At 36.1% G+C, this 12,397-nt stretch carries 8 protein-coding genes; 2 read left to right on the top strand and 6 right to left on the bottom strand.

What is annotated here, in order from left to right:
- Positions 1-66 precede the first annotated feature (66 nt).
- Both QQ041_RS21420 and QQ041_RS21415 read left to right on the top strand, forming a co-directional pair.
- Positions 67-2,367, top strand: coding sequence for a DUF262 domain-containing HNH endonuclease family protein (locus tag QQ041_RS21420; protein ID WP_285955005.1), 2,301 nt, complete (start codon positions 67-69; stop codon positions 2,365-2,367).
- Between the two features lie 182 nt (positions 2,368-2,549).
- Positions 2,550-3,641, top strand: a complete 1,092-nt coding sequence (locus QQ041_RS21415; protein ID WP_285955004.1) for a cysteine desulfurase family protein — start codon at positions 2,550-2,552, stop codon at positions 3,639-3,641.
- Positions 3,642-3,674: 33 nt separating this feature from the next.
- Here QQ041_RS21415 and QQ041_RS21410 read toward each other — a convergent pair whose 3' ends face one another.
- The 6 genes from QQ041_RS21410 to QQ041_RS21385 form a co-directional block, all read right to left on the bottom strand.
- Positions 3,675-4,157, bottom strand: a complete 483-nt coding sequence (locus tag QQ041_RS21410) for a hypothetical protein (protein WP_285955003.1) — start codon at positions 4,155-4,157, stop codon at positions 3,675-3,677.
- Positions 4,154-6,259, bottom strand: coding sequence for an AAA family ATPase (locus QQ041_RS21405; protein WP_285955002.1), 2,106 nt, complete (start codon positions 6,257-6,259; stop codon positions 4,154-4,156). Before QQ041_RS21405 ends, QQ041_RS21410 begins: the two co-directional genes overlap by 4 nt.
- Positions 6,259-6,489, bottom strand: a complete 231-nt coding sequence (locus QQ041_RS21400; protein ID WP_285955001.1) for a hypothetical protein — start codon at positions 6,487-6,489, stop codon at positions 6,259-6,261. The genes QQ041_RS21405 and QQ041_RS21400 overlap by 1 nt, the downstream gene beginning before the upstream one ends.
- Positions 6,489-8,681 (bottom strand): DEAD/DEAH box helicase family protein, encoded by a 2,193-nt coding sequence (locus tag QQ041_RS21395; protein WP_285955000.1) that lies wholly within the window; start codon positions 8,679-8,681, stop codon positions 6,489-6,491. The genes QQ041_RS21400 and QQ041_RS21395 overlap by 1 nt, the downstream gene beginning before the upstream one ends.
- A gap of 47 nt (positions 8,682-8,728) precedes the next feature.
- Positions 8,729-9,679, bottom strand: a complete 951-nt coding sequence (locus QQ041_RS21390; RefSeq protein ID WP_285954999.1) for a phosphoadenosine phosphosulfate reductase family protein — start codon at positions 9,677-9,679, stop codon at positions 8,729-8,731.
- A partial coding sequence (locus QQ041_RS21385; RefSeq protein ID WP_285954998.1) for a hypothetical protein occupies positions 9,676-12,397 on the bottom strand: 2,722 nt, incomplete at its 5' end. The genes QQ041_RS21390 and QQ041_RS21385, both read right to left, overlap by 4 nt.

Genomic DNA, 12,397 nt, shown 5'->3' with positions numbered 1-12,397 from the left:
TGCATTAAGCTTATACAGCATGATACACTTATAGTCTTAAAAAACGTCCACCTCTAGGAGCTTCTTTTGCTGATTAATATTCAAAATATATTTAATGCAGAGTCAAGAGATATTCAATCTCTATTCAACCCAAAACCTGGAGTTGGATTTTTTATACCTATTTATCAGCGTCAATATACTTGGGGGAAGAAGAATATTGATCGCATGATGGAAGACCTACGTTCATGTATCGAGCGTTTAAAGGAATACGAAGACTCTGTAACCTTCATTGGAACTGTTATCACAGTTGCGAATAATGAAGGAGTAGCGAAGCACGACAGTCTAATCAATGAGCTGCCAACACAAGTGCATCACGTCATAGATGGACAACAGAGACTGACGACCTACTCAGTTATCTTAATGGCGTACTATTCTCTGCTTGACGAGGTAAACTTACACTACAAAAAAGATATAATGCCTAACCTTTCAACTCCGTTGAAAAGATGGATTAACAGTAAAGTCAGTGAAATACAAAAAACAATTAAAAATAGCCTTTCAATCGAGATGGGCGACGAAAGTGATCCGGATTACAAGTTTTATCCAAAAATTACTCGGGCGGATGGAGACTCTTGGTCAAAGTATGAAGATGATGCCGCTTATCAATCGCCAATAGCTGCATTTTCCCACCATTTTATCAAACACCACATAGCACATTCGAGCAATAGTGATAAATTTACAATAGCAACTCCAGTAAATGAGCTCCACAAATCTGTGAGTGAAAACTATAAACAAATCCGAGATGAATTAGTAACACTATCCGAAAGTGAAGAGCTTATTAGTGTATCTTCGATTAATCAATCTGATAAAATTTTGTCCAGATTTTTAAACGCTAACTCAGGTTTCCCAGCAGAACTTACGGAATCTGAAGTACTGTGTGCTAGTGAAATAATTAGAACCGTGATGCTAGGTAATTTTATCTTGAAACGGGTCATAGCTACATTTGTTGAAGTATCCGATGACAATTATGCTTTTGATATGTTTGAAGCTCTTAACACAACAGGAGAGCCTCTTACTGCATTTGAAACTTTTAAACCCAAGGTTGTAGAGTATTGCAATAGTCAATACGCTAGCAGTAGCCATGTTGTTGACTATCAACAGACAGCTGAAGGTAAAGAGCTGAACAAAGCAGAAGCGCTACTTGGTAGATACAAAAAGGCAGAGGAAAAACATAAAAAGACTACAGCGTTATTTCAAGCGTTTCGTTTAGCCTACGATGCAAAATCATTGAGCGGTCATTTAAGTGAACAGCGCCGCTATATCAACAACGCTTTTGAACAGTGCACGGAGAAATTTTCGTTCATTCAACTATTGAGCTCTACAAGTGAATTTATTTTCGAAGTATGGGAAAACTCAGAACCTAGCTTAGTCCCGCAATCTTGTTTAGCAAACATGACTAATCCAGCAGAGATAAAAAACTTAATTCTAAATCCTAGACTCGAAACAGCTAACTTTTGTATTAAAGTTCTAAAATCAGCAAACCATAAGATCGTATGCGGATTATTTGCTGATTTTTACAATCAATTCAAAATCGATAATTATTCTATTGATGGGTTAGAAAAGCTGATCGATATTATTCTTGCAACTACAAGCTTCTTCGTGCGATATCGAGCGTTTAGTTCTGGTACTGATGGTATAGACAATGTTTATCGTGAAATCCTAGGAAAAAGTATATCTAACACTAAAGCACCATACCGAAATACTGCTGATATCATTGAACAAATGAATAAAATGCTAATTGAAAAAGGCCGTGGTGATGAAGAAAGGTGGGTTAAAGAAGTAAAATCACAAGACCTATACAAAAACCGCAAAGACCTTTCTAAACTAATGCTTTTGATGGCTTTTGAAAACAGTACTTATGATGAATCGAATATTGGTCACCTTTGTAATGGAACAGACTCATTAGATAGCTATTTACGATTAAAAGTTTGGTCTGAGTTCAACAGCGTAGAGCATGTATGGCCTCAAACACCAGACACCTCTTGGCCTGAGAGCTTGGATACAACTCTCCACTTAAACACTTTAGGCAACTTATCAATCCTACCTATTTCTGAAAATAGTATTCTTGGAAATAAACCTTGGCCTGACAAAAAATCAATTTATGAAATTCTTGCAGAAAAAAACAGTGAATCAAAGAGCACGTTAATTTCAGAAGCCGTAGCAAGGAATGTTTTGACGCAAAATCAGGGGCGAATCTTAAAAGATCTATCCGTACTTCACCCTCATATCATCGCTATATCTCGATGTGAGTTGTGGGATGATATTTATGTCAGTCAACGCGCTGAAAACCTTCTAAAGCGAGTATGGTCAGCAACTGAGAAATGGTTGTAGTACTTTATAGTCGAGAGGCTATAACAAAGCCTCTCGACTTTACCTTTATCGCCTTGTTTTGAATAGCTTCCTTCAGTCGCTGTTAAACGATTTAGCCAAATTCATTTCCCTCAAAAAACCACTTGCAGCATAACGTCATCAATTATACTGTTTCCTCTACGGAACTGACTCAAGTAAATACTATGTACCTAGACTATCTCGCAAGCACACCACTTCACCCAGAAGCTCTACAGGCCATGACTACTGCATTTCGGGACGTTTATGCAAACCCGTCATCTGATCACACGTGTGGTAAGCACTCTCAAGATTTACTTAAAGATTGCCAAAGAACTATTGCAGATAAAATTGGCGCAGAAGCTAGCGAGATCATATTTACTTCAGGTGCAACTGAAAGTAACAACCTTGCTATAAAAGGTTTAGCTGAGTTAAATTCGCACCGTGGAAAACACTTAATAACAAGCCAAATAGAACATAGTTGTGTTCTGAGCATATTTTCTTTTCTTGAAAAGCAAGGCTTTGAAGTCACTTACTTGGAACCTAACCACATGGGTATCCATACTGCTCAGCAGGTCGAAGAGGCAATAAAAGAAGATACGATCCTTGTTAGTATCATGCATGTTAATAATGAGCTCGGTACGATTAATCCGATTAGAGATATAGGAGCTCTCTGTTTTAGAAAGGGGGTAACCTTTCATTCTGATGCAGCCCAATCAATTGCCAAATTAGATGTTGATGTTGTAGACGATTATATCGATGCTCTATCTGCATCTGCCCACAAGTTTGGCGGCCCAAAAGGTATTGGTTTCTTATACCTAAGAGAAGCAAGAAAACTTAATATAGAGCCAGTCATTCACGGTTCAGGACAACAAATAGGACTGCGTGGCGGAACGATACCTACTCCATTAATTGTCGGCATGGCTGCTGCTATAGAGTCTTTCACGTTTGAACATTCATACCTAAAAAGTCTTCGACATAAATTTTTAGCGGAACTAGATAGCCAAAATATTAAATACAAAATTAACGGGATTAGTACGCTTGTCAATGTAATTAACCTTACATTTAAGTGCGATGAAGATTACGCAAAGTACACTTCTCAAAAAGGAATTTGCGTGTCACAAGGCTCTGCGTGTAATTCACAACACGTAGAGCCATCACATGTTCTTACAGCAATGAACGTAAGTGCGGAGGACTCATTTAATACTGTAAGGATTTCGTTCTACGACGATAAACTGCTAACATCAACCGAGGTTTTTAAAATAAATAACGATATTTAACTCAACCAGAAACCTTCGCTATAAAGATTTACACTACTTTTCTTGGAGCAAGCGAATAAAATACATGTCATCTTCAAGTAACTCAGGATCCTGATCTATCTCTGATTTAATATATGACAAACCACCATTTGCGTATGACTCTATTTCCGTTTTAAGCAATTTGATTTGCTCAGTGACAAACTTATCGTCACCGTCTTCGATAGCATTCATATTAAAATCGGAAACAGCAATAGCACAAGTGATAACGCTATCGGTTAGCTCTTTAGGTTTCCAGTTTTTCATCTCCCAAAAGCCTTGCGTTTTATCATCTTGAGTTATGTCAATTTTTTTATCCTTGTATAGACCAATGAAAAAAGCGTAAATATACAACTCATAAGCATTAGAAAAACTCTTAGCTTTTAAGTACTTATCACCCTCAGCTCCCCCTCCAAATTGGGTAACTTGTTCAAAGAAATCTTTAAATCTAGGTAAATAGCCGGGTTTTAGATTCCCCAGTTTAGTTGTTAGTATGCTCATAATTCAACTTCCTTAATATTTACACTTAAATCCGATCTATTATCTGAATTTCCATTGAGGTAATGAGACTCGATTTGATGAACCTTCCCTAACTTAAAGCCACTTAAAGATGATTTAGCTTCATCATCTAAAAAGTCAAAAGTTGTAACTATACTTTGCGTAAAACGCTCACTTAGAGCTTTATAAAACCCAAACGTATAATTACCAGCCATCTTAGATGTAGGAGCATCTGAGATTAAAGTATAATTATCACTCCATTTTGCTCTAGCAGTCAGTATAGCCATGATCAAAGATAGCTTAACAAGAACTATATTTGAATCATTAGGTGAATTAATAATATAACCCTCACTATCCACGATTTCTGGGATATAACTGCCACTCCGAAGTTTCTTGAATTTAATCTCACCTTTTATAGAATTATTCTTTGAAGTCATGTCTTTAAATATTTCATTAGAGGACATCTCCAGACTACGTATAATATCTTCAAAAACATTATTCTTAGTAGTTTTAGCTAATGACAACAGTTGTGAGAAAATCAAATCAGAGCAAGTTGTAATTTTATCTATACTTCCCGTAACCAACTTATCAATCTCAGACTGAAGTTCAGCCTTCCTCTCTTTCTCCTTAACAAGGCACTCAACAGCACGGATTTTATTCTGTTCAAACAAATCTCTAGATTTACAGTGCTGCTTATATGAAGATAATATATTCTCGGAATTGTCTTCTTCAATCAAGATATCAAAATGACTTTCTATCTCCCTAATTTCTCTTCCAATAGAGTTTAGATCTGAATTTAAAGTCGCTATTTCTTTAAAATCTTCTTTGATCGAATCATCGATCCCATCGATAGACATGCCATAGCGGAGACTATTTTTATAATAGTCTTCAAACTCATTCATAAAATCATTTACGAATATATTTTTAGGCGTTTTTCGTTTTATCAAGCTAGAAATATGCTCATACTCATCAGTCCCTTTCGATGCAGACCGTCCACAAACAAAGCATTGCTCTTCGTCTAGCATTTTTTCAACATGTATTGGCTGGGGCATATTAATAGGTAACTTAATTTTAACTTCCTGCTCTAGCCTCTCTCTCATACTATGAGCATCTGAATAATTTTTAAATTTAGTTTCATATTTTTTAAAGAAAGGCTCTACGTTTTTTAGAACCCAATGTTTAGAGAAAATCTTCTTAGAAAAACCATTATTTTTTAAATTTAATTGTGATTCAATTTTTCTATATGATTCCTCAAGAGCCGACTTATTTGATTTATGCTTAGCTTTTGACTCGGCATCTCCGACCTTACTGATGAGTTCCTCTACACGAATCTTAGCTGTTTCAATATTTTCATCACATTTCTCAATTGTAGCTTCTTGTTTAGCGATTTCTTTGAGGCAGCTATCCATCTCTAAGTTTAAAGAATTACTTTTACCTTCATCTCGACTTAGTTTGTTTTTAGCTCTCTTTAATTCATTTTCAGCCTTATTTGAGCCATTGTCACTAAGTGCAATAATATCATCATAATCTTTAATGTCTGATAGAAGGTTTACTACTTGAGCAAGTGCTGAACTATCGGTTAAATCCATTAAGCTATCAACTTGCTCACCTTGAAACCACATATAAGGTTTGATGTGGCCAGGGATAACGCGATTAATTATACTATTATGGTTTTTCTCTGGAACCAGATTCCACTTAGCGCTAGAAAATTCGTGTATCAATAAATGAGAATCTGGAGATGACTCCCATTCTCGATCTGCAACTTTCTTAGCATCATATATTCTAACCAACCGGTATTGCTTTCCAACAGAGCTCGTTACATCAAGGGACACCTCTGCAGAAACTCGCTCTCCTAGCTGACATTGATGTTTAGCTTTGTCAGAAATTAAATTCTCTTTATATATTTTAGTACTGATCATTCTCCTCTGATCAGACTGAAAAATTTGGTTATGGATAACCCAATAAAATGCATCAAATAGCTTAGATTTACCTCCGCCATTATCCCCAATAATAAGATTTAAACCTTCTGAAAATTCTAAACGATTAGAATCATGCTCTCCATAATAACATTGAAAATTTTTCATCGAAATTGAGCTAATAATCATCAGTTCTTCACCTCATTGGCAATATAAGCATTTATTTTTTTCAACGTTTGGTTGGAGCTATCTTCCATGCTATAGCTGATTATCATCTTTTTTATTACTTCTACCAGTAAAAAATCTGATTTATTTGAGAATGACTCGTTCGTAAAGTCAATATCCTCAGAACCCAAAATCTCTTTCAAGTGTGGATTTTTTAAAAATTGCTTAAGCAATTCATTTCTATCTCTAGCCATTAATGCTCTCCTAATTCATATTGCATTGCATACAGATCAAAATCATAAAAGTCAGCTAGTTCTTCAAATGTGCTCATAGCGGTATAGTAATTTTCAGCTAATGAGGCAAAATAAATAACTCTTACCAGCTCTTCGCGTATCAAATTTTTCTCATATGAGAATGTTGAGGAATTACTATCTAAACTTGGTATTACAACCAAGTCATAAATAGTTGCGTGATTCTTTTCTGAATGTTTTCTTAATACTCTACCACGGCGTTGAATAAACTGTCTTGGGTTGCCAGTACTAGAGCAGAATATAGCCATCTCAGCTCTTGGAATGTCCACACCTTCATCTAAGCACTTCATGGAAAATAAAGATTCGATCAAGCCAGATTCAAAAGCAGCCATAACCTCGTCTTTACTTTGCGTATTACTTGTATAAGCAAGAGCTCTTGTACTTGGAGAAACGTCTTCTAATAATGATAGGTATTGAGACATAATATTAACACCGTCAGAGTCGTTCCCCTCAGGAACATAAACAAATGAATATTTTAGATTATTTTTACGTTCAAATTCTTTGACTAAAATATTCTTAAAGGCAATTTTTTTATTTGATGCTTTGTGAATTATTCGTTTTCTTTCTAAGAGTAATTTCTCTACAATATCGCTTAGCTTTAACTGTCCAGAATCACCATCAAAGAATTTTGATAACTTCTTAGTTATTTCAATATAACGTTCTAACTCTTCATCAGTAAGCTGAACAATTATAGGGTAGTAATTATAATTACATAGAATCCCATCTCTGATAGCCTTCTCCATTGAAAAAACAAAGGTATAAGGGTCTGTAGAATTGAAAAATGCTTCTATTGCTGCATTTCCTTCTTCGTCAAACTTTCTTTTAGGTGTTGCAGATAAGGCAATCCTACGTTGAAAATTAAGCTTAGGCAGCAGTGCTTTCATCTTTGCACCACCTATATTGTGCGCCTCATCAGCAATTAATATTGTTTCTTTAGGAAACTTAGAACGATATTTATCAAATCGAGCATCTGAAAATGTTGCGTAAGTACATATTAAAACAAACGATACATCACTATCAAACATCAAATTTGTGGTAAGAGTATTCAAACTATCTTTCCACTTATATTCTGAAGACACTCTATAAATATTTTTAAAATTAAATAGTGAAACTTCTTCAAACCATTGATTAAGTAATATTTTAGATGGGACTAGTATAATCGATTGATACTTTTCATCTTTTTTATACTCATTCAACAAACAATTGAGAGATGTGATAGTCTTACCAGTTCCCGTAGCCATGGCAAAGATGCCCTTTTTATCATTTTCAAGCCAATTTTTATATGCATCAATTTGGTAACTACGCGGCTTTGATTTAAATGGGAATTTTGGTTTTAGTTCTTCTTCACGAATGAGATTTTCTAAATCTTTTTTATATTTCTCAATTAGGTAATTATTTTCATTTACAATAATATCACCAACCAAAGTAAATTCATCACTAAGCAGCTCGTTAATGGACTTATCTTCCCCTAACTCCAATATACTACTTACAATTTGCTCTTCTCTTAAGTATTTATACTTGTTGCTTTTTCGTTCACAAATTGTTTTTATGTCTACTTTTTTATTACTAACTTTTTTATGTTCAAACTTATCACCCCATGAGCGGTAAATAGATATGTTCTCTCCATTCTCTAGAATACCATTAGCTGTAAAGTTACAACTTCCATCAATAAAGATGTCGTTATTGTGATGGTCTGTAAATATTCCTTGCTTGTAATGCGCCATTCTATTAGGTATAAGCATAACAGGGATAATTTCAAGCCTTCCTTTGCCAACCAAATATTTAAGGCAATTATAGAACTGTTCTGATTCACTAGTTAAATGTTCTTTCAGGGATTCAAGACTTTCATAAAAGCATTCCTGAACATCTTCCTCAGTTCTCCCTTGAGGCTCAAGTAGTTCTTTGTCTGAATTATATAAAAAATGATTTGTAACTATTTTTATACTACCGCCGTTATATATAAACTGAGCAAACCCATATGCTAATACTCTAAGGGCCGAAGAACTAAAGTATCCTAATTTCAAATATACAGTCTTTGACTTAGGAAAAACTTGAAGATAGAACTCCAATGGTAAATGATCGCTGTCAGAGCTGTACTCTGAGTTATCAGGAAATGTAATATCAACAAAACTCATTTAACGCTCAACTCCATATTACAGTTAAATTTTCAAACAGCTTTAAATCACTTATAACACGTTACACACGCACCGCCGCCTTCCTGCTCATCGTAAATTTCATCCATAAAATCTCGGTCCACATCACTTACATCTACTTGTAGAACATTGATTCGTTTACGCTTCAGAAAGCGCTCTCGCTTCTTATCATGCTCAGCCTTTATACGAGCAATTCGCTTCGGATCCTCGAGCGTAGATAAAGGAGTATCTTTACCTAGCCAATAGAATGTGCCATTACCCTCGTCATCTTCAGCTCTTTTCTCGTAACTTTTCGCCTCTTCGAATGCCTCTGGATGACGCTCTCGCAAGCGAACCCATTCGATTTTTCTTTGATAGAAACAGAATGTGCAGCCACTACGTGACCTCCAATCATAATATCCAGGCAATCCTTGAGCTTGGGCACTCTTGGGGTTATTTCGAGCTTCTTCCGTATCAGCGAATAAGTCTGCTTGCTGTAAAATTTCTTTGACGCCCGCCAAATCAATACCATCATCCCGAAACGGCATTACTGTAACAATGTCACGATTACTTGTTGCCTGGTACCCTTCGCGATAAGGCTCATCGGCTCTGATGCCAACATATGTAATCACTTGATAACCTTCATCTAAATACTGTTGAATCCACTTCTCAAATGGAACGAGCTTCATTTGTATAGTGCACCAACGAGCTTGTGGTGAAGGCAGATAGTCATTGTGCTCTTTCAACCAGTAATCAAAGTCCTTTTTCTCTCGGTTTGACGTGCAAATCTCCTCGTAGGGATCTATTATTTTCTTACCTATATAGCCCTCTAGTCGATTTACAAACTCAATCACCTCAGGTAATTCCTTACCGGTATCAGTAAAGTAATAAGTCAAATCAACTTCTGGGTGTTTGTCACGCATATAAATAGCTAACGCTGCGCTATCTTTACCGCCTGATAACCCGAGTACATGGAGTTGTTTCTTATTGGGGTCTATCATTTTGTTTTTTCTCCTAGCAACGCTTCAAGAGACTTCATTAGAATAATTTTCTGCTCTTGTACTGACACACCAGATAGCATTTTGTCTATTTCATTGAGAGTATCTTGATGGTCTTTATCTTCTAACGATTTATCAACATTGCCGATATTGCTAGCGAAATACTCAGCTAATTTAAAGCGCTCTACAAATACAACCAACTCTGAGTTAGCCTTCTCTATCGCTAAATCATTCCAATTCCGCTCTGCTTTAGCTGATAAAAAGGAGATCATATTAGATGTCCAGTCATCTGTATCTTTACTAGTAAACTCACCAAGACGTCTGGAAAACGTCTTCAAGCCTGAATCAGCAGTATAATTTTCAACACTAGTTGCCCGCTCAAGAAACGCAGCGTTTACAGGCCCATTGAATAATGTATTAATACGTCCTCTAAACTCACTCAACATTTTTCTATGAGCAGACTTCAACTCGTCACAAACCTCAGTTATAACGCTAACTAACTCTTCATCATCTTTGGTATGTAGAACCGCAGGTAGATCTTCAAGTAAAAACTTATTAGGGTCATCTGCCTTTAAAGCCACTAGCCTAAATGCTCTTGCGTTATTCGATAATTGTTGAGTGCTCTTGACCCACCCCGATAGGCTTGCAACAAATGAAACAAAACCTTGAGCTGCATACAGTGTACTTTTCGTTGCGTCTGATTTATTTATTATTCTACATAAAGATTCAATATAACTTTTCTTTACGCCATCATCTTCAAAGTACCTTACACCTACGCTCTGTGGCTCTTTAATTAGTTTGTTTACAAACTCTTCATCAGCACCGGTTATGTAGATAAACTTATTAGTTACATCTTTATCATAAAAAGCTAGGTTATCTCTTTGTGCTAATACAAGAGATAAAATCCAGATTGGAATTAGGCCATTTGTTAAACCATAAGGTTCAGCCGACCAAAGGGCGACAATATCACTTAGAGGAACGACACCATCATGGCTGCGCTTCTGAATCATAGCGATTGCGTCATCCCACAACTCACAAATTTTTTCTTGATGCTTTTTCTGTACTTCACTAGCTTCAGGGTCAATTGATGGCATTATAAAATCAAAATCACCATCGCTATTTCCTGTATGTAAATTGAGATTTTGTAAACAGGACTTATACATAGCCATTTCTGGCGGAGTTCCTACAATAGCGAGATCTTTTTCAAAATACTCATCAACCATCTTAACCATCAGTTTCTTTCTAGCCGAAACAGCTGCACCCGAAGGTTTAGCTCGATTGATCAACTCGTTATAAAGTCTCGGGCACTTTGGATAAAGATCTATTGCCACATTACTTGCTACTGTTGATAAATTTACACCATCAATCTTTTTGCCTTTGTTATGCCAAGTAGCATTTTCAAACAAATCAGCATAAATATTATCAAATGCCACTTTCGCCAAATTAACACGCGACTCTAATTCTCTACGAGCTATACGGTCATGTTGAATGACTGGGTTATGTCGTGAAATATTATCTAAACAGATTAAGTCATTAATGATCGACTTTAACTGATCAACTGCCCTAGGAGCAGTCCCAAAAACGTATTCAGGGTGCTGTTTTGAAATGATATTCGCGACATCGGAATCACCTGATGTCAACAGAATAAAAACAGAGAACTCAGTTGAATTAAGACTATTTTTTTTCTTAAATTTCTTTGCATCAAAACTGCCGGTTTCAAAAACCATTTTCATCCAGCGTAAAACACCGATTTCATGATAATGGCTTTTAGCAACAACATGATCTGACTTAGTCTCTAAAAACTTTTTCCATTCATCACTATTGCTCTGTTTAACTCTTTCATTTGCAAGCTCTTCGTCAATATCAACATCACTTCCCTCAAATACAGCATATGACTGCAAGTGATTACGATAAACGATTAGATTTTGCTGTTTTAACTTTTTAAGAGATAAGTCGATTTCATCAGCATTGTATTCATCTAATGCCGCATGTAGGACACTCTTCGTAGAATAAAGTCCTAGTTTACGACCGAACATGTTCAAAATCGCGATAGTCTTAATTAGCTCTTCAACAAACCCTTTTTCTCTTGCCTGTGTACGCTCAACTGCATCTTTTGCTTCCGACCACGCTCTTGCATCAGGTGAAGAAAGTATTAAATGATCTAAATTTGTCTCGATGTAATCATATAAATCTGAAAGACGATACAGTACTTCTGCTTTATTATTTCCAATAAATGACTGAAAACCATGATTTTCTACCGAGCCTAGAAAACCAAATGTACTCCGCTCATTCTGGCTAAATCGACGCTTAGACAATGGCCCGAGTAACAAAGTAGTTAATGGATGCAGAGGTAATGCTGATTCTAGTTTAGCCTTAATGTTTATTGACTTAGAGATCCGTGTATCTTCTAGTGCTTTGAGAGTACTTTCGACAACCGAACTATTAACCCTATAAGAAGGCTCTTGTACAATGCTATTACCAATCAACGTTACAGTCTCATCTTCAGAGACATTGAATAATAGATCAGTATAACGGCCTTGTACTTTAGCCCAGCCTTCCTTCACAGATTGTGATTGTCCACGAGCATACTCAGCAAATGCCTGATGTAAGAAACCTACAAACAAAACAGGGAAAGCTTTACGTGTCATTTTTTCAGCAAAATCTTGAAAAAATTGAAGGTCTAGTTGTTTCGAGTTAAGGAACTCTAACGACTTGCCCATT

Origin of the sequence: Vibrio sp. TMPB1044, from assembly GCF_030442075.1 — a bacterium.
Lineage (GTDB): Bacteria > Pseudomonadota > Gammaproteobacteria > Enterobacterales > Vibrionaceae > Vibrio > Vibrio satsumensis.
The sequence above is the reverse complement of the archived record's forward strand: the minus strand, read 5'-3'. Positions and strand labels throughout refer to the sequence as shown.